Source organism: Rhodobacteraceae bacterium S2214 (assembly GCA_025141675.1).
In the GTDB taxonomy this organism is placed as follows: domain Bacteria; phylum Pseudomonadota; class Alphaproteobacteria; order Rhodobacterales; family Rhodobacteraceae; genus Yoonia.
This window is the reverse complement of sequence record CP081161.1, coordinates 3,306,385-3,331,708: the sequence shown is the minus strand read 5'-3', so window position 1 is coordinate 3,331,708 and position 25,324 is coordinate 3,306,385. Positions and strand designations below refer to the sequence as shown.

General features: G+C 57.0%; 26 protein-coding genes. 19 read left to right on the top strand and 7 right to left on the bottom strand.

Going from position 1 to position 25,324, the window contains the following annotated elements:
- Positions 1-34: 34 nt before the first annotated feature.
- The 3 genes from hisC to K3729_16450 all read left to right on the top strand — a co-directional run bounded on the left by hisC (position 35) and on the right by K3729_16450 (position 2,948).
- Entirely contained in the window at positions 35-1,120 is a 1,086-nt protein-coding gene (gene hisC / locus K3729_16460) for a histidinol-phosphate transaminase (GenBank protein ID UWQ98980.1), read from the top strand.
- Complete coding sequence (locus K3729_16455) at positions 1,120-2,043, top strand: prephenate/arogenate dehydrogenase family protein (protein ID UWQ98979.1); 924 nt, start codon at positions 1,120-1,122, stop codon at positions 2,041-2,043. The genes hisC and K3729_16455 overlap by 1 nt, the downstream gene beginning before the upstream one ends.
- A 173-nt stretch (positions 2,044-2,216) precedes the next feature.
- Positions 2,217-2,948, top strand: coding sequence for an extensin family protein (locus tag K3729_16450; protein ID UWR01103.1), 732 nt, complete (start codon positions 2,217-2,219; stop codon positions 2,946-2,948).
- Here the strand turns inward: K3729_16450 and K3729_16445 are convergent.
- The gene (locus K3729_16445; GenBank protein UWQ98978.1) at positions 2,945-4,144 is read right to left on the bottom strand and encodes an FAD-dependent monooxygenase; all 1,200 of its coding nucleotides are present in this window, start codon (positions 4,142-4,144) and stop codon (positions 2,945-2,947) included. The two genes, K3729_16450 and K3729_16445, sit on opposite strands and share 4 nt — an antisense overlap.
- Before the next feature lie 244 nt (positions 4,145-4,388).
- Here K3729_16445 and ileS point away from each other — a divergent pair, with 244 nt between their 5' ends.
- Both ileS and K3729_16435 read left to right on the top strand, forming a co-directional pair.
- Positions 4,389-7,379 (top strand): isoleucine--tRNA ligase, encoded by a 2,991-nt coding sequence (gene ileS / locus K3729_16440; GenBank protein UWQ98977.1) that lies wholly within the window; start codon positions 4,389-4,391, stop codon positions 7,377-7,379.
- A gap of 22 nt (positions 7,380-7,401) precedes the next feature.
- Positions 7,402-7,842 (top strand): methylated-DNA--[protein]-cysteine S-methyltransferase, encoded by a 441-nt coding sequence (locus tag K3729_16435; protein ID UWR01102.1) that lies wholly within the window; start codon positions 7,402-7,404, stop codon positions 7,840-7,842.
- A gap of 40 nt (positions 7,843-7,882) precedes the next feature.
- Here K3729_16435 and K3729_16430 read toward each other — a convergent pair whose 3' ends face one another.
- From K3729_16430 to fsa, 5 genes are all read right to left on the bottom strand, one after another.
- Positions 7,883-8,578 carry a CDP-alcohol phosphatidyltransferase family protein gene (locus K3729_16430; protein UWQ98976.1) on the bottom strand — a complete coding sequence of 232 codons (696 nt, stop codon included), beginning with the start codon at positions 8,576-8,578 and terminating at the stop codon, positions 7,883-7,885.
- 142 nt (positions 8,579-8,720) lie between these two features.
- Positions 8,721-9,635 (bottom strand): tyrosine recombinase XerC, encoded by a 915-nt coding sequence (locus tag K3729_16425; GenBank protein ID UWR01101.1) that lies wholly within the window; start codon positions 9,633-9,635, stop codon positions 8,721-8,723.
- Positions 9,632-10,339 (bottom strand): DUF484 family protein, encoded by a 708-nt coding sequence (locus tag K3729_16420; protein ID UWQ98975.1) that lies wholly within the window; start codon positions 10,337-10,339, stop codon positions 9,632-9,634. Before K3729_16420 ends, K3729_16425 begins: the two co-directional genes overlap by 4 nt.
- A 114-nt stretch (positions 10,340-10,453) precedes the next feature.
- On the bottom strand, positions 10,454-11,059 hold the full coding sequence (locus tag K3729_16415; GenBank protein UWQ98974.1) for a histidine phosphatase family protein: 606 nt from the start codon (positions 11,057-11,059) through the stop codon (positions 10,454-10,456).
- A 14-nt stretch (positions 11,060-11,073) separates the two neighbouring features.
- The gene (gene fsa / locus K3729_16410; GenBank protein UWQ98973.1) at positions 11,074-11,727 is read right to left on the bottom strand and encodes a fructose-6-phosphate aldolase; all 654 of its coding nucleotides are present in this window, start codon (positions 11,725-11,727) and stop codon (positions 11,074-11,076) included.
- Positions 11,728-11,838: 111 nt separating this feature from the next.
- Here fsa and K3729_16405 point away from each other — a divergent pair, with 111 nt between their 5' ends.
- From K3729_16405 to K3729_16385, 5 genes are all read left to right on the top strand, one after another.
- Positions 11,839-14,031 (top strand): primosomal protein N', encoded by a 2,193-nt coding sequence (locus K3729_16405; GenBank protein ID UWQ98972.1) that lies wholly within the window; start codon positions 11,839-11,841, stop codon positions 14,029-14,031.
- Between the two features lie 49 nt (positions 14,032-14,080).
- Complete coding sequence (locus K3729_16400) at positions 14,081-15,307, top strand: MFS transporter (protein ID UWQ98971.1); 1,227 nt, start codon at positions 14,081-14,083, stop codon at positions 15,305-15,307.
- Positions 15,308-15,453: 146 nt separating this feature from the next.
- Positions 15,454-16,104, top strand: coding sequence for a peptide-methionine (S)-S-oxide reductase MsrA (gene msrA, locus K3729_16395; protein UWQ98970.1), 651 nt, complete (start codon positions 15,454-15,456; stop codon positions 16,102-16,104).
- Between the two features lie 108 nt (positions 16,105-16,212).
- The gene (locus K3729_16390) at positions 16,213-17,085 is read left to right on the top strand and encodes a 50S ribosomal protein L11 methyltransferase (GenBank protein UWQ98969.1); all 873 of its coding nucleotides are present in this window, start codon (positions 16,213-16,215) and stop codon (positions 17,083-17,085) included.
- A gap of 163 nt (positions 17,086-17,248) precedes the next feature.
- A complete protein-coding gene (locus tag K3729_16385) occupies positions 17,249-17,533 on the top strand; it encodes a hypothetical protein (GenBank protein UWR01100.1) in 285 nt (94 codons plus the stop codon).
- A 121-nt stretch (positions 17,534-17,654) separates the two neighbouring features.
- On the opposite strand, the gene K3729_16380 is transcribed toward K3729_16385, so the two are convergent.
- Entirely contained in the window at positions 17,655-17,861 is a 207-nt protein-coding gene (locus K3729_16380; protein ID UWQ98968.1) for a DUF1127 domain-containing protein, read from the bottom strand.
- Positions 17,862-18,208: 347 nt separating this feature from the next.
- On the opposite strand from K3729_16380, the gene ruvC reads away from it, so the two are divergent.
- From ruvC to tolB, 9 genes are all read left to right on the top strand, one after another.
- Entirely contained in the window at positions 18,209-18,715 is a 507-nt protein-coding gene (gene ruvC, locus K3729_16375; protein ID UWQ98967.1) for a crossover junction endodeoxyribonuclease RuvC, read from the top strand.
- A complete protein-coding gene (gene ruvA / locus K3729_16370; protein UWQ98966.1) occupies positions 18,712-19,371 on the top strand; it encodes a Holliday junction branch migration protein RuvA in 660 nt (219 codons plus the stop codon). Before ruvC ends, ruvA begins: the two co-directional genes overlap by 4 nt.
- Positions 19,372-19,380: 9 nt before the next feature.
- On the top strand, positions 19,381-20,400 hold the full coding sequence (ruvB, locus tag K3729_16365) for a Holliday junction branch migration DNA helicase RuvB (protein UWR01099.1): 1,020 nt from the start codon (positions 19,381-19,383) through the stop codon (positions 20,398-20,400).
- A gap of 72 nt (positions 20,401-20,472) precedes the next feature.
- Positions 20,473-21,096: a hypothetical protein gene (locus K3729_16360; GenBank protein UWQ98965.1), complete on the top strand. Its 624-nt coding sequence runs from the start codon at positions 20,473-20,475 to the stop codon at positions 21,094-21,096.
- Positions 21,093-21,479, top strand: a complete 387-nt coding sequence (ybgC, locus tag K3729_16355) for a tol-pal system-associated acyl-CoA thioesterase (protein UWQ98964.1) — start codon at positions 21,093-21,095, stop codon at positions 21,477-21,479. Before K3729_16360 ends, ybgC begins: the two co-directional genes overlap by 4 nt.
- Positions 21,480-21,583: 104 nt before the next feature.
- Positions 21,584-22,252, top strand: a complete 669-nt coding sequence (gene tolQ, locus K3729_16350) for a protein TolQ (GenBank protein ID UWQ98963.1) — start codon at positions 21,584-21,586, stop codon at positions 22,250-22,252.
- Between the two features lies 1 nt (position 22,253).
- On the top strand, positions 22,254-22,721 hold the full coding sequence (locus tag K3729_16345) for an ExbD/TolR family protein (GenBank protein UWQ98962.1): 468 nt from the start codon (positions 22,254-22,256) through the stop codon (positions 22,719-22,721).
- Positions 22,722-22,727: 6 nt separating this feature from the next.
- Positions 22,728-23,849: an energy transducer TonB gene (locus tag K3729_16340; protein ID UWQ98961.1), complete on the top strand. Its 1,122-nt coding sequence runs from the start codon at positions 22,728-22,730 to the stop codon at positions 23,847-23,849.
- 100 nt (positions 23,850-23,949) lie between these two features.
- Positions 23,950-25,275 (top strand): Tol-Pal system beta propeller repeat protein TolB, encoded by a 1,326-nt coding sequence (gene tolB / locus K3729_16335; GenBank protein UWQ98960.1) that lies wholly within the window; start codon positions 23,950-23,952, stop codon positions 25,273-25,275.
- Positions 25,276-25,324 lie beyond the last annotated feature (49 nt).

Sequence of the window (25,324 nt, the reverse complement as noted above, 5' to 3'; positions counted from 1 at the left end):
CTAAATAACACCAGACGAAATGGGGAACACGACAATGGCTAGCCAGATTAAGCCCAAGCGCGGGATTATGGACATCGCTTTATACGTAGGCGGTGCGTCCCATGTGGACGGGCAGACCAACGTGTTAAAACTGTCGTCGAACGAAAACCCGCTTGGACCATCAGCGGCTGCGAAAGAAGCAGTGACGCGGTCGGTCCACGACATGCACCGTTACCCGTCCACCGACCACGGCCCACTGCGTCGTGCAATTGGCGAGACGTGGAAAGTGGACCCTAATCGCGTGATTTGCGGCGTCGGATCGGACGAAATCATCCACTTCTTGTGCCAATGCTACGCCGGTCCGGGTGATGAAGTCATCCACACCGAACACGGCTTTGCCATGTACCGCATTTCAACGCTGGCCGCGGGTGCGACACCCGTTGAGGTGAAAGAAAACGACCGCGTGACAGACGTCGATGCGATCCTTGACGCCTGTAACAGCAATACAAAGCTGGTTTTCATTGCGAACCCGAACAATCCGACCAGCACCATGATCGGCGAAGGCGATCTGATGCGGCTGGCCGACGGCGTGCCTGATCATACGATCCTGGTGCTCGACGGGGCCTACGCAGAATTCGTCGACGGCTACGATGGCGGGGCATCAATTATCGAAGCCCGCGACAACGTCGTCATGACCCGCACGTTTTCCAAGATTTATGGCCTTGGTGGATTGCGGGTTGGTTGGGGGTACGGCCCAAAAGAAATCATCGACGTGCTGAACCGCATCCGTGGTCCGTTCAACCTGTCCTCTGCGGCACTTGCGGCGGCGGAAGCATCAGTGCGTGACCTCGACTACCTCGAAAAATGCCGGACAGAAAACGCCAAATGGCGCGACTGGCTGGCCAACGCATTGGCCGAAATCGGCGTGCCATGTGACACATCCACAGCCAACTTCGTTCTGGCCCGTTTCGGGTCCGAACAGGAAGCAAACGCTTGTGACGACCACCTCAAATCCGAAGGCATCCTTGTGCGCCGTGTCGCTGGTTACAAACTGCCGCACTGCTTGCGGATCACCGTCGGCGATGAAAGTGCCTGCCGCCGTGTCGTACACGGCATCGCGCAATACAAAGGGGCGCGGTAATGGCCGTCATCTTCGAACGGGTCGCGCTGATCGGTCTTGGCCTCATCGCGGGTTCCATGGCGCATGCGATGCGCCGCGCGAAATGTGTGACCGAAATTGTCGGCACCGCGCGGTCCGCCGAAACACGCGCAATCGCGACCGAAATAAACCTGTGTGACCGGATCACTGAAACCGCTATCGAAGCTGTGAAAAACGCTGATCTGGTCGTGCTGTGTGTGCCCGTTGGGGCGATGGAAGCCGTTATGGCCGACATCGGACCGCATCTGAAACAGGGTGCGACGCTGACAGATGTCGGGTCGGTCAAACAAGCGGTGATCGACATTGTGAACCCGCATGTCCCTGACGGTGTTCACTTTATCCCCGGTCACCCGCTGGCAGGGACCGAACATTCCGGCCCGCATTCTGGCTTCGCGACGCTATTCGACAACCGTTGGAATATCCTTGTGCCGCTTGAAAACTCCGATCCGGCCAAAGTCGATCAGCTCACGCAATACTGGGAAGCGCTGGGCGCAAACGTCGAAACCATGACGCCGGATCACCACGATCTGGTTTTGGCTGTCACCAGCCACACGCCCCATCTGATCGCCTACACAATGGTTGGGGTCGCCGACGATCTGGCGCGCGTCACCGAAAGCGAAGTTGTGAAATTTTCGGCAGCTGGTTTTCGAGATTTCACCCGTATCGCAGCATCCGATCCAACGATGTGGCGGGATGTGTTTCTGACGAACAAAGACGCGACGCTGGAAATTCTGGGCCGCTTCACCGAAGAGCTATTCGCATTACAACGGGCCATCCGGCAAGGCGATGGTGAACATCTGCACGACTACTTCACACGCACACGGGCGATCCGGCGTGGCATTATCGAAGCGGGCCAAGACACGTCAGAGCCGAATTTTGGCCGGACTCCGGGCACGAAAGATTGATTTTTCGCGCGGCCCTTTTGCTTTGCACGCTCGGGTGCAGCACGGCCTTAGCGCAAGACGCAACGCAACGCCCGAACGCACGGCCTGCAGCGCAAACGACTGCTCCGGTTGCACCTATTCAACCTGATCTATCGGCCATTCGGCCTTTGTCCCGCACGCCGGGTGTGATTGCGATGGCCCCGCGTCTAACGGTCCCATCCGCTGAACTGCGTCCGACGGCACGCCCCTACGAACGCCCTGAATTGGCGCATGGTGCTGCGACTGATCCGCAATTGCGGGCTGAACAAGATCTCTTTGCATTTAGCCCGACGGCACCCGCCTTGTCTGAACGCCCGACGCAACGCCCAGCTGCAATTGAACGTGCCGCGCAACAACGCGCCGCGGCCATCCGGCGGGGTCAAGTCTGCGGCGACCCCGCGATCCAAGGCGAAGCTATCGGGCGTGTGAACGGTCGGGGACGGTGTGGCATCGATAACGCTGTGCGCGTGCGATCGGTAGCTGGTGTGACCTTGCAACCAGCCGCGACCATCGATTGTCGCACGGCATCAGCGCTGAAACGCTGGGTGACGACGGGCGCGCAACCCGCGACAGGCGGGCAGGCGTTGTCTTTGCGCGTGGTCTCGCACTACGCTTGCCGTAATCGCAATGCGGCCTCAACAGGCCGTTTGTCCGAACATGCATTCGGCAAAGCAATCGACATCGCGGGTATCGGTCTGAAAAGCGGTCGCGAGATTACTGTTTTGACAGGCTGGAATTCATCGCGCGATTCCAACGCTTTGCGACGTATGTGGCAAGCCGCCTGCGGGCCTTTTGGCACTGTGCTGGGTCCCAACGCGAACCGGTTTCATCGCGACCATTTTCATTTTGACACAGCAAGCTACCGATCTGGGTCGTACTGCCGTTAACGAAAGTCCGGCTTGCCGACATGGCTGAGCCGGCCCATCGGCGGCAGGATCGTCCCGCGCACAATCTGCGTCAACACATGCGGCGCTGGCCAAATTTGTGACACCGGAAACATCACGTGATCGCGCAACTTCGGCAGGAACGTACTGTCCGATTGATACTGCGGGGTAAACGCGGCCGACATCGCCTGAAACGCCCAAACATGCCAACGACGTGCCTTTGCATATAGGGCAGGGGCGGCATCGACACCGGCTACGGACACAGCTTTCGCTAAGGCAACAGCATCCAGCAACGCCATATTCGCCCCCTGGCCCAACTGCGGGCTGGCGCGGTGCGCGGCATCACCAATGTGAACGATGTCGTTGCCGAAGGGTTTGCGCAAAGTCCCGTGAGTGTAGCGGGCCATCGTCATTTGATCGGTCTGCGTGATCTGAGCAGCAAAAGGGGCAAAGGCAGGCCACAACGCCGTCGCCGCATCGCGCCAAGCATCGACGCCGCCTGCCACCCAATCGGCATGCGCACCGGACGGCATTGACCAAAAGATCGCGGCCTTCGGGCGGTCGTCACCCGGCAATGTTCCAATCGGCAAGACACCCACCATCCGGTCCGCACGGCGATAACACTGGCTCAGGTAATCGTTCGGTAAATCTGTTTCCGGCCAATCGACGGTGCCCCAAATCGCGCCATAAGCCAAAGGGCGCGACACAATCGGCGACAAAGGGGATCCTGCACCGGCGCTATCCACAACCAGATCAAACGGTCCAAATTGTTGCCCATCGGCGGTGGTCAAAACGCCAGCAGAGGCTGACTTGATCTCGGCGCTGCTTTGCAATGCGATATCGCGGGTCTGTGCGGCTTGGAATAACGCATCAAACAGACTCGCGCGGTGGATGGCCAAACCGCGCTGCAGACCGTGTTTGGCATCGTAATGAACATCCAGCACCCGTCGCCCCGATGGTTCCACATGGCCCAACATCCGGCTGATGAAATTGCCCTTCGCACGCGCAAGATCACCCGCACCAACACTATCCAGTACAGCCTGACCAATCGGCTGGATCACCAGACCCGACCCAACTGGGCGGGGCGTATCAAACTGGTCAAAGACTGTCACATCATGGCCCTGATCCGCCAACATCGACGCCGCCGCCAAGCCGCCGATTCCCGCACCAACAACCGCAATCTTTTGAACAGAACCCATCGTGACCCTCTAACCTGACTTTCGGGCACACTAACCGCATAAATCCGCGCAAACCATGGGGCAAAGCCGCCTCTTTACCCGCGCGGGACAGCGCCTTATAAGCCGCTTTATGAGACATCACATGATGATCCAAATACGAATTATTCACCCGGCTGTCTGACCACCAGACGAGCCGGGCTTCAGGTGTTGCGACCGCGCGCCGACCCTCATCCTATGACGTGATATGATCCAAAGGACGCCACCCATGTGCGCCGACACCCCTGAATACAAATCGACCCTGAACCTGCCCAAAACGGACTTCCCGATGCGGGCTGGTCTGCCAAAGCGTGAACCTGAATGGCTTGATCGCTGGAACCGCATCGGCGTTTACGACCGCCTGCGCGACAAAGCGAAGGCGGAAACACGTGAACCATTCACGTTGCACGACGGCCCGCCGTATGCGAACGGTCACCTGCACATCGGTCACGCGCTGAACAAAATCCTCAAGGATTTTGTGGTGCGGTCCCAACAGATGATGGGCAAAGACGCACGTTATATCCCTGGTTGGGATTGCCACGGCCTGCCAATCGAATGGAAGATCGAAGAAAAATACCGCGAAAAAGGCCGCGACAAGGACGATGTACCTGTCGTGGAATTCCGCCAAGAATGCCGCGATTTTGCTGCGGGTTGGGTCGACATCCAGCGCGAAGAATTCAAACGCTTGGGCGTCACTGGTAAATGGGAAAACCCATACCTGACGATGGATTTCCACGCAGAACGCGTGATTGCGGAAGAATTCCAGAAATTCCTGATGAACGGGACGCTGTACCAAGGCTCCAAACCCGTCATGTGGTCGCCGGTTGAACAAACAGCGCTTGCCGAAGCTGAGGTCGAATACCACGACAAAGAAAGCCACGCGATCTGGGTGAAATTCGCTGTCCGCGCCAAAGGCGAAGGCGTCGATATGGCCCTGCTGGATGAAGCGGGCGATTTCGAAGGCATTCAACAGAACCTCGCCGAGGATTTGCTGAACACCAGCGTTGTGATCTGGACCACCACGCCTTGGACGATCCCGTCAAACAAGGCGGTCGTTTACGGCGCCGACTATGATTATGGCCTTTACGAGGTCATCGGCACACCCGAGGAAAGCTGGTGCACCATCGGCGAAAAGTTCATCCTGGCTGACAAATTGGCCGACGGCGTGCTGACCAAAGCACGGCTGGATGAAAACATGTGGCGGCGCATCCGGTCCGTTGAGGCGTCAGAGCTTGCAACGATTTCCCTGCGCCACCCGCTGAACGGCGTCGAAGGCGGCAATGGCGAATGGGACCAACCACGCGATTTCCGCGCCGCTGACTTCGTGACCGACGAAGAAGGTACTGGTTTTGTCCATTGCGCACCATCGCACGGGATGGAAGAATTCGAACTCTACCGCGACCTCGGCATGCTTGAGCAGATGATCACCTATAACGTGATGGACGACGGATCTTTCCGCGAAGACCTGCCATTCTTTGGCGGCAAACGCATCCTGCGGGCGAAGGCTAAAAAGGGCGATTGGGAAGGCGACGCAAACGGCGCTGTCATCTCGAAACTAGCGGCCGTTGGCGGTCTGCTCGCGCGTGGCAAAATCAAACACAGCTACCCGCATTCATGGCGATCCAAAGCGCCAATCATCTACCGCAACACGCCGCAATGGTTTGCCGCCGTGGATAAAGCAGTTGGCGACGGTCAGGACACATACGGCACCACGATCCGCGAACGCGCGTTGCGGTCCATCGACGAACTGGTGACATGGACGCCGCCAAAAGGACGCAACCGTCTGCACGCGATGATCTCTGATCGTCCCGACTGGGTACTATCGCGGCAACGCGCGTGGGGTGTGCCGCTGACATGCTTCACCAAAAAGGGTGCGCTGCCGACCGACGCCGATTTCTTGTTGCGCAGCGACGAGGTCAACAGCCGCATCACCGCCGCATTCGAAGACGAAGGCGCAGACGCGTGGTACATGGACGGGGCGAAAGAACGGTTCTTGGGCGGTATCGTGAACCCTGACGACTACAATCAGGTCATGGACGTGCTCGACGTGTGGTTCGATTCCGGTTCAACCCACGCCTTCACCCTGCGCGACCGCGAAGACGGGTCCGAAGACGGGCTTGCTGATCTGTATCTGGAAGGCACAGACCAACACCGTGGCTGGTTCCATTCATCTTTGCTGCAAGGCTGCGGAACGATTGGCCGTGCGCCATATCGCGGTGTGATGACTTGTGGCTTTACCCTGGATTCCAAGGGCATGAAGATGTCGAAATCCTTGGGCAACATCATCGCCCCCAAAACTGTGGCGGACCAATATGGCGCGGATATCCTGCGTCTTTGGGTGGCGCAGGTTGACTACGAAAACGACCAACGGATCGGTGATGAAATCCTCAAAGGGGTGTCTGACAGCTACCGCCGCTTGCGCAACACGATGCGCTTCCTGCTCGGGTCGCTCAACGATTTCACCGACGCGGATCGGGTTGAACCGGCGGATATGCCGGAACTGGAACGCTGGGTGCTGCACCGTCTGTCCGAACTGGATGAGACCGTGCGCAAGGGCTACGCTGCCTACGATTTCCAAGGGGTTTTCCAAGCGGTCTTCGCCTTTGCAACGGTCGAATTGTCCGCGTTCTACTTCGACGTTCGCAAAGATGCGCTCTACTGCGATGGGGATACGGACCGTCGCCGTGCATCACGTACTGTGCTGGACATCCTGTTCCACCGCCTGACAACGTGGCTGGCACCCATCCTTGTCTTCACGATGGAAGAAGTCTGGCTGGAACGTCACAAAGGCGACGACGTATCAATCCACCTAACCGATATGCCGGAAACACCGATGGCGTGGCGCGACGCGGCACTTGCTGAAAAGTGGGCAACCGTGCGCCAAGTGCGCCGCGTTGTGACCGGCGCGCTAGAGGTCGAACGGACCAACAAAGTCATCGGTGCATCGCTTGAAGCAGCGCCAACCGTCTATGTGACAGCGGATGTCGCTAAGGTGCTGGAAACAGTAACCTTTGACGATCTGTGCATCACGTCCGGTATCACGGTCAGCACCGATGCGGCCCCAGCGGATGCGTTCACAAACGACGATGTAGCGGACGTCGCAGTCGTGTTTGCACGGGCGGACGGCGACAAATGCCAACGCTGCTGGAAAATCCTGCCAGACGTGGGCACGCATAGGCACGCAGGTGTCTGCGGACGCTGCGACGCGGCTCTTGCGTAAAGCAAACCAACTGCGGGCCGGCATGCAATCGCCGGTCGGCCCGCTGACCATTGTCGTGGAAAACGACGCTGTTGTGGCGCTTGATTGGGTGAAACCATTGCGCGATGACGATCACCCGGTGCTTGTTGCGGCATTGGATCAACTTAGCGAATATTTTGACGGCAAACGGCAGGATTTTGATTTGCCCTTTGCGCCGCAGGTCTCTGACTTCCAAAAGATATTCGGCAAAGCCCTTTGCGACATCCCATACGGTGAAACACGGACCTATGGCGACCTTGCCAAACAGCTTGACCGTCCGGCTCAGGCCATCGGTCAGGCCTGCGGGGCGAACCCGATCGCTATCCTGATCCCTTGCCACCGCGTTCTGTCGTCGACAGGTCTTGGTGGATATTCAGGGGCAGGCGGGGTCGAGACTAAGGTGAAGCTGTTGCAACTTGAAGGGGCCGGATCGCTTCTTTTGTAGCAAAGGCCACGTATGGACCGCGGCAAACCCTTGGCGGCTTTTAGCCGTCTTTGCCGTGGATCACCTGCTGCATGGCACCAGCCCCAAGCAGATAAATCGACGTCAGCATTAGACCATAATGCGCCAAAGACGCTGGGTCGAAATTGACCCATGCGGCCCAACCGGCAAACACCGTCCACGCCATCGCCACAGGTAAGGTGACCACACGCCAACGGGCAGTGCGGACCGGATGGACAAACTTGACCGGGAAAAACATGGCGGCGGCTAAGACGGCAACCAGCACGAGGCTCACGTAGAAATTGGGCTGGATCGCAAACAGAACAAGAACCACCATGTTCCAGCATCCGGGGAAGCCGGAAAATGAATAGTCTTTTGTTTTCATGCGCATGTCAGCAAAATACAGGGCCGATGCAAATGTGATGACAATGATCGCCACCCAACCGGTCCAGCCGGGCAGTAGCCCCGATTTGAACAGCGCGTAGGCAGGCACAAACACATAAGTCAGATAATCGATGATTAGATCCAACAAGACGCCGTCAAAGATAGGCGCGTTGGTCTTCACGTCGTATTTGCGGGCCAGCGGACCATCGATACCGTCTACGAAAAAGGCCACGACGAGCCACAGGAACATCATTGACCAGTCGAGATCAACAGCGGCGAGCATCGCAAGCATCGCGAAAACTGCACCGGTGGCCGTTAGTAAATGAACGCCCAAAGCTTTTTGTGAAAGTGTCATCCCGCGTTCATGCAGGAAATTCTGTGTCGGGGCAACAATAAGACCGCATAAGGAACAACAAGATGGTCAGTTCCTGTGTAGTGCGTTTACATGGGGGCCAGCCCCCATACCCCCGAGATATTTAGGACCAAAAGAAGGGGTATCAGGCTTTCGGGTGGGCACGGTTGTAGACGTCCATTAGATGGGCGGTATCGACAGCCGTATAGGCCTGCGTGGTCGACAGGCTCGCGTGGCCCAACAGTTCTTGAATAGCCCGCAAATCGCCACCCGCAGTAAGCAAATGGGTCGCGAAACTATGGCGCATCGCGTGGGGTGTCGCGCTTGCAGGTAGACCCAATTGCAGGCGGGCCTTTTCCATGACCTTTTGGACGATACGCGGATTGAGCGCGCCACCGCGGGTGCCGCGAAACAACGGGCCGCTTGATTCTATCGGGTGAGGCGACAAACGCAGGTAGGTTTCGACTGCGTCCTTCGCCGCATCAATCACGGGCACGATGCGTTCCTTGCCGCCTTTGCCTTTGATCATCAACGTATCCGGCAATGGGACGGACGCACCTGTCAGGCCCAAGGCTTCGGAAATCCGTAAACCGCACCCGTACATCAGCGTCACAACGGCCATGTCGCGCGCAGCGACCCAACTGTCTTTGGCCTGCAATTCGACGGTATCGATCATCGCAGAGGCGGCATCAATCGCCAAAGGACGCGGCAGTTTCTTGGTGAATTTCGGGCTGCGGGTGGATAGCACGGCTGTTGGTTCAAAACCTTCGCGTTCGGCAAGCCATCGATAGAAGGTTTTGACGGCCGATAGCGCACGCGCCAGTGATCTTGCACCGACACCGCGGCTGCGTTCATGCGCCATCCACGCCCGCATGTCCGTGACGCTGATCTTCGCAAGTGGCCCAAGACCTTGGGCCTCGCCGTTGTGCCGCGTCATGAAAGTCAGAAAACCCATCACGTCGGTTTGATAGGCTTTTAGCGTATTGTCGGCGGCATCGTTCAGGGCGCGGCAGTGGTCCAACCACGCCGCAAGCGCATGTGACAGAGCTGGAGAAATCAGGCCAGCCACCGGCGCATCGCGCGTTCGAACACGCCACCAAAGAATGTCAGCAAATCGGTGCCCTGCTGCGGGGTGAACTGATGTGGATCTTCTGATCCCATCACCAACATGCCAGGCAAGCGGTTCGGTCCAAAATCAAGTTTCAAACAGGCTTCTGACCGGATGTAGCTGGCTTTGTCGCCAAACAGACTAGTGTCGTCTGCAGTCACTTGGCGCAGGGTCACTTGGCGCACGGACATGTTGCGGCCATGGGTGATATATTCGTCGATCTCACCGACCGGCACGACCTGCAAAACTTCGCCAACTTTGGCGACTGCGGCGTTCGGTTCGGCATCTTCGCTTTCCAACACCAGACGCATCACATCAACACGCAATGTATCGGCAACGTCACCGGACAAATCCTGCAAAAAGGCTTCGAATTCAGTGGCATCCATCATCCGCAGAACTGCGCGGTGGATTTGGTTCGTGCCCGCCAGGTTTTCGTATGCGGCGGCGATCACTGAACGGTGGGTGTCCTCAAGACGATCCAGACGGGCCTCAAGACGTTCCATCGCAATACCGCGCAGATCGACAATATTGCCGCCCATGGTCTGTTCGTTTGCGGCCACGAGGGCGCTCATGATGTCTTTGTCCTCAAGCAATGCTTCAGGATCGGAAATAATCTTGGCGCGGATATCCGCGTCCATCAGGGGAATGCTTGTCATTAGAACCTGCTCGCTACGGTATTATTTTCTTTTAGACATAGCAGAGCGAAGATGCCTTGGGATAGGTTTTTTCGCACTGCGGCACAAAGCGGGGTATCGGTGCAACATACGCAGCTAGACGCTGGCAAATAAGGTATAGTGACCATAGCTTCGGGATAGAGGCTTGTCCGAGCGGAAATTATGTTTGCGCAAAGCGCGGGACATAAAATGGTTCAGAACACCATGACCAATGAGCGCGACACAAGGATTTTCGCCGGTGGCCCTGATCATCAGCTTTGCAGCGCGGTCGACACGTGCAAAGAACCGGTCGCGGCTTTCGCAATTTTTGCGCCGACCAAGAAACCAAAGAACACGAGAGATCGCAAACAAGGTTTTCGGTTTCGCACGAAACGGAAGCGCCGGAAGGTCAGGCAATTCGGCTTCACGGAAAACCGGATCGTTCACATCCATGAACCCAAAGACTTCCATCGCCGTATCGGGGCTGCGTCTGAGGCTGCTGGTGAAAATATAATCGCAACGCGGGGTCGGTTGCGTCGGTAGGAACGCGACCAAAGGGGCCGCGTTATATGCATCAACCAAGGCGCGAAAATCACGAAACGCAACGCGTTCCGTGTTGTCAAAATCGACAGCAGCATGACGATAAAGATAGATGTGCGCTGACACCAACTTGGCCCCGATCAAACGAAAATGGCGACCCGTAGGCCGCCATTCGTTTACCATAAATCGGCATTTTCTTAAAGGATTGTGATACCTGCTTTTTCGATATCAGCCATGAAACCGGCCAATCCTTTGTCCGTCAGAACGTGGTTTGCCATCGCTTTGATCACTTTAGGGGGCGCAGTGCAGACATCCGCACCAATTTTCGCACATTCGGACATGTGGTTCGCCGACCGGATGGAGGCGGCAAGAATCTGTGTGTCGAAGCCGTAGTTGTCGTAAATTGTCCGAATATCTTCGATCAATTCGAGACCGTCTAAGTTGATGTCATCCAAGCGGCCGATGAACGGGCTGATGAATGTCGCACCAGCTTTGGCAGCCAAAAGCGCTTGGTTAGCAGAGAAACACAGCGTCACGTTAACCATCGTGCCTTCGTCGGACAGCGCCTTGCAGGTTTGCAAACCGGCCCATGTCAGTGGCACTTTCACGGCGATGTTGTCAGCGATTTTGGCCAACTTGCGGCCCTCGGCCAGCATGGTTTCCGCGTCCAATGCGACCACTTCGGCGGACACAGGACCAGATACGATGTCACAAATTTCTTTCGTGACTTCCAGAATGTCGCGACCTGATTTGGCGATCAGGGACGGGTTGGTTGTCACGCCGTCAACCATGCCAAGGGCGTGCAGTTCCTTGATCTCGTCAATTTCAGCCGTATCTACGAAAAACTTCATCTGTAATCCCTCCGGGGAATGGGTTGGCGTTTGTTGCGCCAGCGTTTACCTCAGAACGGACAGGGCGAAAAGCCCATACCGCAACTGCCAATCGCCCGAAGGGGATCACGCTTGAGCCAAGAATTCTTCCACGAAGGTGAATTGGTCGCCGTTTTGACGGCCCAGCCGCTGGACAGGTTCCTTGATTACAAGGCGACCGAAGGTGGCTGTCACCTTGGTGCATTCGTCGAAGTCCCGTTGGGGCCGCGCAAAGTGCTAGGCGTTGTTTGGGGACCGGGCAAGGGTGACTTTGATTACAACAAGGTAAGGTCGGTCATTCGGGTGCTGGATGTCGCGCCCATGCGTGACGAGATGCGGCAATTCCTGACGCGCGCCGCCGACTACACGCTGACACCGTTGCACGCGATGCTGCGGCTCGCGACCCGTGCACCGGGATTGGGTGATGCCCCGTCGATGCGTAAAGTCTACCGTCTGGGCGACCAAGAACCTGACCGCTTGACGGCGGCCCGCACCAAGGTGCTAGAGGTTTTGCGCGACTATGGTGGCCTGTCGTTTACCCTAAAAGAACTGGCTGACATGGCGGGTGTTGGGTCCTCTGTGGTGAAGGGGCTGGTGAAATTGGGTGCGGTCGCCGAAGTCGACGCCCCTCGCGACATGCCCTATCCGATGCTCGATCCGGACTACGGCGGCAAAGAACTCAGCCCTGATCAGGCGGTAGGTGCAGATGCGTTACGCGCCGATCTGCGCAGCGACAAATACGGGACGACGCTACTAAAGGGCGTGACGGGTTCCGGCAAAACCGAAGTCTACCTCGAAGCGGTTGCCGAATGTCTGCGCATGGGGCGTCAGGCGTTGGTGTTGCTGCCGGAAATCGCGCTATCTGGCGAATTCATTAACAGGGTCGAAGCGCGGTTCGGCATGAAACCAGCCGAATGGCATTCCGGCGTGACGATGACCGAACGCCGCCGCTGTTGGCGGATGGTCGGGCAGGGGGACGCACAGCTGATCGTGGGTGCGCGATCCGCGTTGTTCCTGCCGTTCCAAAATCTGGGTCTCATCGTCGTCGATGAGGAACATGATACGTCATATAAACAAGAGGATGGTGTCCTTTATAACGCCCGCGATATGACCGTTTTGCGGGCGGCGATTAATGGGGCACAGGTTGTCTTGGCGTCGGCCACACCAAGTCTGGAAAGCTGGGCGAATGCGGATCAGGGCAAATATAAGCGGCTTGAGTTAAAATCGCGTTACGGTCCGGCAATCATGCCGAAAATGTCGGCTATCGACATGCGTGTCGAAGACCTGCCAGGCGGCAAATGGGTGTCCCCTTCGTTGCGCCAAGCCATTGCGCAACGCATTGAAAAAGGGGAACAATCGCTTGTTTTCCTGAACCGCCGTGGTTACGCGCCAATCACGCTGTGTCGCGCTTGTGGGCATCAAATTGGCTGCGATCATTGCGATGCGCGGATGGTCGAACACCGCTTTCTCAAGCGATTGATGTGCCACCAATGTGGTGAAACCAAACCGATGCCAAACGTCTGTCCGCATTGCGAAGCTGAGGATAAACTCAGCGCCGTTGGCCCCGGTGTTGAACGCATGGGCGAAGAGATTACGGATCTGTTTCCGGATGCCCGCGTCGCTGTTTTGTCTTCCGATCTGTACGGCTCTGCCCGCGCTATGAAGGCGCATATCGAAGAAATCGCGCAGGGCGGCACCGACATCATCATCGGGACGCAACTGGTGGCAAAAGGCCATAACTTTCCAAAGCTTACGCTTGTGGGGGTCATTGATGCGGATCTTGGATTGCAAGGTTCTGATCTGCGTGCCGCCGAACGTACGTTCCAACTGATGCGACAGGTTGCAGGGCGCGCCGGACGGGCCGAAACCCCCGGTGAGGCGTTGCTGCAAACTTATCAGCCCGAACACGGCGTGATTCGTGCGATTTTGGCTGGCGACGAAGAAGCATTCTGGGCGGCCGAGGCGCATGAACGCAAAGACGCTGGCGTGCCGCCCTATGGTCGCATGGCGGGGATCATCCTTAGCGGAACGACGGCGGAAGAGGTGTTCGATCTGGGCAACGCGATGGCACGCCAAGACGGGCCATTGCGCCGGATTGGCGCACAGGTTTTTGGTCCCGCGCCAGCACCTATCGCACGGGTACGCGGACGGCACCGCGTTCGGTTATTGGTCAAAGCAGAAAAGTCAGCGCCGCTTCAACAAGCGCTGGCGCAATGGGCCGGTCAGTTCAAGCTGCGCGGCGAATTGCGGATGGCCATCGATATCGATCCGCAAAGCTTTTACTGACGCGTAAGCCGCGCTTTCCAATCCCGTATAAGGGGCGTAAGCCTGGCTCATGAATATCGTCCGCCTTGAAGATGCCCGGCACCTGCCATTCTGGCAGCGGCCTGTGACGCTGCTATTTCTGTTCGCGATGGCGCTGCCGGTTGCTTTTGCGACATGGTCTGCATTGCTGAACAATTTTGTCATTGAGGTCGCGAATTTCGACGGCTCTGACATTGGTTGGCTGCATACAGTCCGCGAAATTCCCGGTTTCTTTGCGATTGGTGTGATCGCTTTGATCATGTTCATGCGCGAACAGGTGTTAGGGATTGTGGCCCTTGTGATGTTGGGCGTTGCGACCGCGATCACGGCCTATTTTCCGTCGATGGCGGGAATTTTGACGATCACGATGCTGTCGTCGATCGGATTTCACTACTTTGAAACCGTGAACCAATCGCTGCAATTGCAATGGATCGACATCAAACGCGCGCCCCAGATGTTAGGGTGGCTGACCGCTGCAGGGTCGGGTGCGACGCTTGTGGCCTATCTGTTGATTGTGGGCACGTGGAAGACCTACGACCTAAGTTACGCTTTTGTTTACATGGCTGCTGGCGGGTTCACTACGTTTGTCGCGGTTTTCGCCTATTTTGCCTATCCCCAATTCGAAAGCCCGCATCCGCAGTTGAAGACTTTCGTCCTGCGTCGCCGCTACTGGCTTTATTACGCGCTGCAGTTCATGTCGGGCGCGCGCCGTCAAATCTTCGTGGTTTTCGCGGGCTTTATGATGGTCGAGCTTTTCGGGCTAGAGGTCCATGAGATCACGCAGCTGTATTTGATCAACCTTGTGGTCAACATCGTCTTTGCCCCGTTGATGGGCCGTTTGGTCAGCGTGTTTGGCGAACGCCGTGCGCTACTGTTTGAATATGCGGGGCTGATCGTGGTGTTTTTGGCCTATGGCGGCGTCTACTACTTTGGCTGGGGCGTCATCGTCGCGGCGGGGCTTTACGTTGTCGATCATATCTTTTTCGCGCTTGCCTTGGCGTTAAAGACCTATTTCCAAAAGATCGCGGACCCCCAAGACATTGCCCCCACAGCTGCCGTTGCGTTTACGATCAACCACATCGCGGCGGTGTTTCTGCCTGCAGCGTTGGGCTATCTGTGGCTGACGTCACCAACGGCAGTTTTCGTGTTGGCAGCCTGCATGGCGAGCGTTTCTTTTGCATTGGCATTGTTGATCCCGCGCCATCCTGTGCCGGGTTACGAGACGCGGTTGCAGACACCTTTGGCGCGCGTTGCCTGAGTTTCGCGGCGAAACTTTTGTTTTTAAATGATTTTTAGTATAGTCCCGCACGGCGTCTTAAGCCAAAATTCACGCCCTTGTGTGCGCTGCTGGAAAGGTCGCTTACCGCGCACTATATACTACCCGAACCCGAACAGGAGATTGCCATGTTCTTTATGACCCGCGACAAATCCGAAATGATCTCTGCTGATGCGGCCCTGTCGGGGCGTGCGATGCCAATCCCGACTGCCGAAGCGCACCACATTTTTGGCACGCCGATCACACCAGATGTGCCAGAAGGCCAAGAGGTCGCGATGTTTGGCATGGGCTGTTTCTGGGGCGTTGAGCGCATGTTCTGGCAACTGGATGGCGTGACGTCGACGATGGTGGGCTACGCGGGCGGGTTCACCCCGAACGCGACCTATGAAGAAGTGTGTTCCGGCAAAACCGGCCATAATGAAGTGGTTCGCGTCGTCTATGATCCATCAGTGATATCGTATGATCAACTGTTGCAGGTGTTCTGGGAAGGCCATGATCCGACCCAAGGGATGCGCCAAGGTAATGATCGTGGCACGCAATATCGGTCAGGCATCTACACTTATACCGATGCGCAGGCCAAAGCGGCAGAAGCCAGCAAGGCGGATTTTGCCCCGCGCCTGTCCAAAGCAGGGTTTGGTGCGATCACAACAGAGATTACGCCGGCACCCACATTCTACTTCGCTGAGGATTATCATCAGCAGTATTTGTCAAAGAACCCGGACGGGTATTGTGGGATCGGTGGCACTGGCGTGACCTGTCCTATTGGTGTTGCGGTCTAAGCAAAACACAATAAGCGATCACAAGCCTTCCCTGCGGGGAAGGCTTTTTTGTTTTGACCTGCCCGTCGCCACGGCATACCGGAGGGCAAACCGCAAAGGGCACCTGATATGACCACTTATTCTGCACTAACGACACTGATGGGCGAAGAGCTTGCGACGAAACTGGGCGACGCGCTTGAGGCACTGACACCTGAACCAACTGGCGTGGGCGTTTTCGAGGTCGAAGATGGGTCCGGCCTATGGGAAGTCGGCGCGTATTTCGACGACCAACCTGATGTCGCTGGCATGGCTGTGTTGACCACGATGTATGACGTGAAGCCGTTTGTCGTGTCCGAGGTTCCCGACACCGACTGGGTCGCGCATGTGCGGCGCGAACTGGCACCGGTCGTCGCTGGTCGGTTCTTCGTCTACGGGTCACATGACGTGGACAAAGTGCCCGATGATTGTACGCCGTTGTTGATCGAGGCGGCGATGGCGTTTGGCACGGGCCACCACGGCACGACATTGGGCTGTCTGCGGGCGTTCGACCGACTGGTCAACGCAGGGTTCACATCTGGCAAGGTCGCGGACATCGGGTGTGGGACCGCCGTTTTGGCAATGGCCGCAGCAACTGTCGTACCAGAAGTTGTGATCGCCACGGACATCGATCCGGTCGCCGTTGATGTCGCCGAAGTGAACGTGCGGGCAAACAAACTGGACGGTCAGGTGAACTGTGTCACAGCCCCCGGATTCGAAACCCCGGTGCTAAAAGACGCGGCCCCGTTCGATTTGATCTTCGCCAACATCTTAAAAGGGCCACTAATCGGCCTTTCTGCCGACATGGCAAACGCGACAATCGCAGGTGGGCATGTGATTCTGTCCGGTATTTTGAACGAACAAGCTGATGATGTGGTTAACGTTTATGAAGGAAATGGATACAGTCTTTTGCATCGCGATGTGATTGTTGAATGGACGACGCTTACATTCACCAAAAAGACTTAATTCCTTCGTAAATCAGGGCTTTGCCCCATTATTGCCACAATTCAGCGTCAATTTTCGAGTATACCCATTAGGGTAGGATTAATGTTTGAGTGAGGTCGTAATGGCTTATGTTAATGCACCATTTGAGAAACGCCTGCGCAAAATTGTGCGCACGAATAACCGCATGGCGAATGCGGGCGTAGTTCATAAGATGCAATCGGATGGTTTGGTTGTTGCCAAGCCACGACTTTACGCGCCCCGTTTTCCGTGGCGCGGTTTAGTTCTGCTCACTTTTGCGGTGTTTGTGTTTAAGGGGTACGTGCACTACGCACTGGGGGAAGCTGATTTCAACCAACGCATTTCGGCCCTGTCCGAAGGGACAGTGTTTGAGCAAGTCGGGGGACTTGCCATGTTTGCCGATCCTATGACGTTGGCGATTTCAGAGCTGCTTAACAAGTTTATCGGGTAATTTCTGGCCGGCAGGCGCATGCCGCCAGTATCGAGTCTGTTCATTGTTTTGAACACCCACATACGAAAGGCCGGTTAGATTTCTCTAACCGGCCTTTTTGCTTGTCCCAAGTGTTGGGGAATTAGCGCGTGATGGTCGAAATGGTGTCCAGATCAGCGTAAGTCAGGCCGATATCTTCGAGTTCACGTGCTGACAGTTTGGACAGCGCTTTGCGTGTGATACGCGCGTCGTTCCAAGTTGCCAAAGTGCCTATTACGGAGGCGAAGATGTTAGAAAAGCGGCCTGCGTTCAGGACGGCGACTGGGCGGGTGGTGTCAAAAGCGGCCATGGCCATGCTCCTTAGCTGGTGCTGCGTTGCAGCGGTGATGTCTGATAAGCCGCACTTAGGAGTCTTATTCGAGTCTGACTAGGGACTTTTATTGCATAGGTCATATGCGTTTTCAGAATACCCGAAGTTTCGCCATTTCGCCCTTTGAAATAAGGCGAAATGGGGCGGCGACTGATGTCGTCTTTTGACAATCTGATGGCGCATTTTGACCTTCAAAATGGGTCATGCTGCAATTGCGACATACCTCATGTCGGATTTCGGCAATTCAGTTCCCGCTTGGTATATGTTCGCCTTTTGTGCTATCGGTGAAAAAAACAACAAAAAACCGAGCAGGATGAGGAAGTCAGATGCGCGTATTGGGGATTGATCCGGGTCTGCGGAACATGGGCTGGGGGATTATCGACGTGGCTGGCAGCCGCATGACCCACGTCGCCAACGGAATTGCCCATTCGACGGGCAAGGATTTGGGGTTTCGGTTGTTGTCGCTTTACGAGCAATTGACGGACGTCATTCACACCTACGGGCCTGAGACTGCCGCCGTTGAACAGACGTTTGTGAACAAAGATGCGGTTGGCACGCTGAAGCTGGGCCAAGCGCGCGGGATCGCGATGTTGGTTCCGTCGAAGGCCGGGCTCGAGATTGGCGAATATGCCCCCAACGCGGTCAAGAAAGCCGTTGTTGGCGTGGGCCACGCTGCAAAGGCGCAGATTGACCATATGGTCCGCCTGCAATTGCCGGGGGTCGAACTGGCTGGCCCAGATGCGGCGGACGCATTGGCGATTGCCATTTGCCACGCACACCATCAACAATCGGCGAACCATTTGTCACGCGCGATTGCAAAGGCCACAGCATGATTGGGAAGATTTCAGGGATTATCGACTATCGCGGATCGGATCACGTGCTGATTGACGTGCGGGGCGTGGGCTATGTTGTCTATGTGTCGGACCGCGTGAAAGCCGGATTGCCCGCGAATGGCGAAGCGGTGGCGTTGTTCACCGATCTACTGGTGCAAGAAACGAATTTGCAACTTTTCGGCTTTACGTCTTTGGTTGAAAAGGAATGGCACCGCCTGTTGATGTCCGTGCAAGGGATCGGTGCGAAAGCGTCGATGGCGATTTTGGGCACCTTGGGCGATGAAGGTGTCAGCCGCGCCATTGCGCTGGGCGATTGGAATGCGATTGCAAAGGCCAAGGGTGTCGGCCCTAAGACGGCGCAAAAGGTGATCCTTGATCTCAAGGACAAAGCCCCGTCAGTGATGGCAATGGGCGGCACTTTGGCTGAAAATCTGGACGATGCGGTCTTGGAACCGGTCGAAGCGCCGAAAAAGAAACGCGCAGCAACGCCAAAGGCGAATCCAGCGCAGCCAGAGGCGTTGTCGGCGCTCGGCAATCTTGGTTATGCGCCCGGTGATGCGGCCAGTGCGGTCGCTGAGGCGTTGGGCGCTGAACCTGATCTGCAGACGGCTGGATTGATCCGCGCCGCCTTGAAGCTGCTGGCCCCGAAGGAGTAAAGGGTGTCCATGCAAGAACCGGACCCCACATTACGCCCTGACCGCCAGCCCGAGGATGCGGATCGCGCGTTGCGTCCGCAAACGCTGGATGAATTTATCGGGCAGCGTGATGCCCGCGCGAACCTGAAGGTTTTCATCGAAAGCGCGAAGAAACGCGGCGAAGCGATGGATCACGCGTTGTTTCATGGGCCGCCGGGCCTTGGGAAAACGACGCTTGCCCAGATTATGGCGCGCGAATTGGGCGTAAATTTCCGCATGACCTCTGGCCCTGTGTTGGCCAAGGCGGGCGATCTGGCTGCGATTCTGACCAATCTCGAAGCCCGCGATGTTTTGTTTATCGACGAAATTCATCGTCTGAACCCTGCTGTTGAAGAGGTGCTTTATCCAGCACTGGAAGATTTCGAGCTTGATCTCGTGATTGGCGAGGGACCAGCTGCGCGGACTGTGCGGATTGAATTGCAGCCCTTTACGCTGGTCGGCGCGACAACGCGGATGGGCCTGCTAACGACCCCTTTGCGGGATCGTTTTGGGATTCCGACGCGGCTCGAATTCTACACCGAAGATGAACTGCACGAAATCGTCACGCGTGGTGCCCGCCTGATGGGCGCACCTGCGGCGGATCTGGGTGCGCGCGAGATTGCGAAACGGGCGCGGGGCACACCACGGATCGCGGGACGGTTGCTGCGCCGTGTCGTTGATTTCGCTGTTGTGGATGGCGACGGAACGGTCACGCAGGAAATCGCGGATATGGCGCTGACACGGCTTGGCGTGGATAACCTCGGCCTTGATAGCGCCGACCGTCGGTATCTGCGATTGATCGCGGAAAGTTATGGCGGTGGTCCTGTGGGCGTTGAAACCCTATCGGCGGCATTAAGCGAAAGCCGCGATAGTTTGGAAGACGTGATTGAACCATACCTGCTGCAAAAAGGGTTGATCCAACGGACCCCGCGCGGGCGGATGCTGGCGCAGGCCGCGTGGCGTCATCTGGGGTTGGATGCGCCCAAAGGGCAGACGGATATGTTCGGGTAGCGGGATGCGCGATTTTTCTGGAAAAATCGAAACCCAAGATCCTCCGGCGAGAATTGTTAAGGACAGATGAAAATGGAACCTGATCAAGTTGCTGCGTTGTTCACGCGTGCAGATGACACCTATCTGTGCGCGCGGTGGGGTCGACCGATTGTGCCAGTGGTGTTTGGTGTGGATGACGCGACGCTTGCCGTTTTCAAAGGCGCAATCGAAGCTGTCGTGACGCTTGCCAACCACAAGATGGATGAAACGGACATGGAATTGGGTGCAAACCTGATGGTGTTCTTCTGTCGCGATTGGGACGAGATGCCAGAGGTGCCGCATCTGGAAAAGCTGGTGCCGGATCTGGTGCCGCTGGTGGAGCGGCTGAAGGCAGCGGACGCGAACCAATACCGGATTTTCCGCTTTGACGAAGCCGGCGCCATTCGCGCGGCGTTTGTTTTCCTGCGGATGGACGCGCATCTTGAACAGGTGTCGGCCGATACGTTGGCGCTTTCGCAAGCGGTTCAGACGATTGTTTTATGGTCCGATCAGGCGTTCCGTGAAACATCGCCTTTGGCCGTTGTGAATGACCAAACTGTTCTGCGTCCGGAAATCGCAAACGTCATCCGCGCGGTTTACGATCCGGTTATGCCTGCCGTTGCGCATGATCCGTCCCATGCTTTGCGCCTGTCCGCCAGAATTGGAATGGTGCAATGACCCATGTTTTGCCTGTCAAAGTCTATTACGAAGACACGGACATGGGCGGGGTCGTCTACTATGCTAACTACCTCAAGTTCATCGAACGGGCCCGATCCGAAATCGTTGAAGAATTGGGCGTAGATCAAAATATCATGAAAGCTGACGGATACGTCTTCGTCGTGACCCGCGTGGTGGCCGATTATCTGGCGCCTGCGAAACTGGGCGACCGATTGGAAGTCAAAACCACGCATAAGGCGACATCCCCACTGCGATGGGTGTTCGACCAGACGGTTTGGCGCGGCGATCAATGTCTGTTCAAGGCCGACGTCACGGCCGTTTGCATGACGAATGAAGGACGTCCCGTGCGGCTTCCGGCGGAACTTCGCGCACAATTGGCATAAACGCCAACAATTCGTGATCAATTGCGTCGTGGATTTTGTTTTCGCGATGCGCTAACACTATCTGCAACAGAGCCCGACAACGGGCCTAAGGGCAGAGCAGGTATATGGAACACGACTTCACAATGTGGGCGCTGTTTGCGCGCGCGACGATTACCGTCAAATTGGTTATGATCATGCTGATTGCCGCATCATTGTGGTGCTGGGCGGTGATCGTGGACAAGATCATTCAATACCGCAAAGCGCGGCGCGAAGCGGAGGTTTTTGACCGCGCATTCTGGTCGGGTGAACCGCTGGATACCCTTTTTGATCAGATCGGTGCGAACCCGCGTGGTCAAAGCGAAAAGATTTTCGCGGCTGGCATGCTGGAATGGCGCAGGTCGCACAAGCAGGACGGCAACCTGATCGCGGGCGCGCAGGCGCGGATCGATAGATCGATGGATGTGGCGATTGCGAAAGAGTCCGCAAAGCTGACAAAGGGCCTGCCAGTTCTCGCAACGACCGGTTCGACCGCTCCGTTTGTTGGCCTGTTCGGGACCGTTTGGGGGATCATGAACGCGTTTATCGAAATCGCAGAAGCCCAAACAACGAACCTTGCCGTTGTGGCACCCGGTATTGCTGAGGCGCTTTTGGCCACGGGCCTTGGCTTGCTCGCCGCGATCCCTGCCGTGATTTATTATAACAAACTCAGCGCCGATGCCGACCGGATCACTGCTGGCTACGAAGCCTTCGCCGACGAATTCGCGACGATCCTCAGCCGTCAGTTGGATTCCTGATATGGGTGCCGGTGTCATGAAATCAGACGATGGCGGTGGACGCAGACGGCGTCGCCGGTCATCGCGTGGCCAGCCGATGGCCGAGATCAATATCACCCCCTTTGTGGATGTGATGTTGGTGCTGCTGATCATCTTTATGGTGGCCGCGCCGTTGATGACTGTCGGTATTCCTGTCGAACTTCCCGAGACCAGCGCGAACGCGTTGCCGTCCGACGACGAGGAACCGCTGACCGTTACAATCACCGCCGATGGGCGCACGTTGATCCAAACGACGGAAACGCCGCGCGCTGAATTGATCGCGAAATTGTCTGCGATTGCCGCAGAACGAACATCTGACCGCATCTTCCTGCGGGCCGATGGCGCGAATTCTTGGAATGCGGTCGCGGAAATCATGGGCGACTTGAACGCGGGTGGCTTTTCCAACATCGGCTTGGTGACGGACATGGCCCAAACAGGCGCGAGCGAGTAAGCCAAAATGGCGACACCGGGCACTATCATTTCAGGCGTAGGGCACGCGGGGCTCCTGATCTGGCTGATCGCCGGTTGGGGCTTCAACGCCGAACCTTTGCCGTTCGAGGTATCCGAGGTGTCGGTCGTTTCTGGAGAGGAATATGCGCAGATCGTGGCGGCCACGACGCCGCAACCGGGCACTGCAGACCCGTCCGCGCCGCCCGTGCCAGAAGTCGACGATGCGGCCCCGACCCCCGAAGCGGTCGATGATCCGACGCCTGTGCCAGCACAACCCGAAGCCGTGGAAACACCGGCTGAAGATACGCCGCCGCCTGCACCTGTTCCTGCCGCCGAACCCGCTGTTGTCAGCGACGCGATCCCGGAACTGCCGCCCGTGCCAGACACGCCACCACCCGGTGCGCCAGATTTGACGTCATCGCCACGCCCGCAACAGCGTCAGGCGGACCGCATCGCACCAACGCAGGTTGCGCCGCCGCCGGAAGACGTGGCTGTAGCAGAGGTCGCAACCGAAAGCGCAGCGCCCGAACAAGAAACACCCGAAGAGGTCGTTGAAGAAGCGGTCGAAGAAACGGCACCCGAAGAAGCCGCGACAGAAATCGTGTTGGAAGACGCCGTGCCGTCAGGTGCGGTTGAGACATCCGTGCGACCCAACGTGCGCCCGAACCGTCCAACTCCCGCGCCTGTGACACCAGCAGAGACATCGACAGCATCAAGCGACAACGTGGCGACCGAAGTTGATGACGCGGTCGCAGCAGCGCTCGCGGACGCGGCCAGCAGCAGCGATGCGCCAAATATCCCGCAAGGCCCGCCGATGACTGGATCAGAACGTGAAGGTTTCCGTGTCGCGGTGAACCGATGCTGGAACGTGGACCCGGGATCAGTGGCAGCACGAGTGACGCTTGTCGTTGGATTCAGCCTTGATCAAGCGGGCAAAGTTCAAGGCGACGTGCGTCAAATCTCTGCATCCGGTGGTGATAGTTCTGCGCAAAGTACGGCCTTTGGGGCGGCGCGACGTGCCATTCTGCGGTGCCAAAACCCAAATGGATACCAGTTGCCTGCGGACAAATATGGCCAATGGAAAGATGTCGAAATTACCTTTGACCCTTCAGGGATGCGGTTAAGATAACGGCAAGAAATTGCGCAGGGGGGCAGGAACCTTTTCCCCGTGACGCGTGTAATAGTTAAGACGAAGGTGCAGGCGCACCTATCGAAAATGAGGCGAGAGCATGAAACGACTATTGACCATTTTGCTAGCGGCGGCCTTGTCCGGCGGGCTAGCGGCCCCCGTTGTGGCGCAAGATGGTCCACTGCGATTAACCATTACTGATGGTGTGATCGAACCGTTGCCGTTCGCCGTGCCCGCGTTCGAGGCCGAAAACCCGGAGGCCGCACAGGTCGCCGCCGATATCACGCGCCTTGTTGCGGCTGACTTGACCGGGACGGGTCTGTTCCGCGAAATTCCGTCGTCTGCCTTTATCGCGCAAGAAGCTTCGTTTTCGCAGCCAGTGTCCTATCCTGACTGGCGCGCCATCAACGCGCAGGCCTTGATTAAAGGGGCCGTGACGGTCAGCGGGCAGAACCTGACGGTGAAATTCCGGCTATATGATGTGTTCTCTGGTGCTGAATTGGGCGGCGGTTTGCAGTTCGCAGGCACCGTGCCGGGCTGGCGGCGTATGGCCCACAAAGTGGCCGATGCAGCCTATTCGCGGATCACAGGTGAAGGCGGATATTTCGACAGTCGCGTGGTTTATGTGGCCGAAGCTGGGCCAAAAGATAACCGTGCCAAACGGCTCGCGATCATGGATTATGACGGTGCGAACGTTCAATTCTTAACGGACAGCAGCGCGATTGTTTTGGCGCCACGTTTCAGTCCGACAGGCGATCGGGTCCTGTATACATCGTATGAATCCGGCTTCCCGCGCATTAACGTTTTGGACGTAGCAAATGTTGGAAAACGGCAGCTTCCTACCGCTGAAGGCGAAATGGCGTTTTCGCCGCGCTTTTCACGTGACGGGACACAAGTGATTTATAGCCTCGCGAATGGCGGCAACACGGATCTTTACCGGACGGACTTGGCCAGCGGTGCGCACACGCGGTTGACCTCTGCCCCTTCGATTGAAACGGCACCGTCGTTTAGCCCCGATGGCAGCCAAATCGTGTTTGAAAGCGACCGTTCGGGCGCGCCGCAGCTTTACATCATGTCCGCAAATGGCGGTGATGCGCAGCGCATTTCCTTTGGCGAAGGTCGATATGGCACACCCGTTTGGTCACCGCGGGGCGATCTGATCGCCTTTACAAAACAAAACGCAGGCCGGTTCCACATCGGCGTGATGCGTACTGACGGCAGCGAAGAACGCCTTTTGACCGCGTCACCTTTGGACGAAGGCCCCACATGGTCACCGAATGGGCGCGTCATCATGTTTTTCCGTGAAACATTGGGCGCCGGTGGGACGTCGTCCCTGTACTCTGTCGATGTTTCAGGGCGCAATTTACAAGCCGTACCAGTCCAAGGCGGCGCATCTGACCCTACATGGGGTCCATTACAGCCATAAAACAAAGCGTGATTCACATGATGCGAAACACATGTTAAGATCGCGCCAA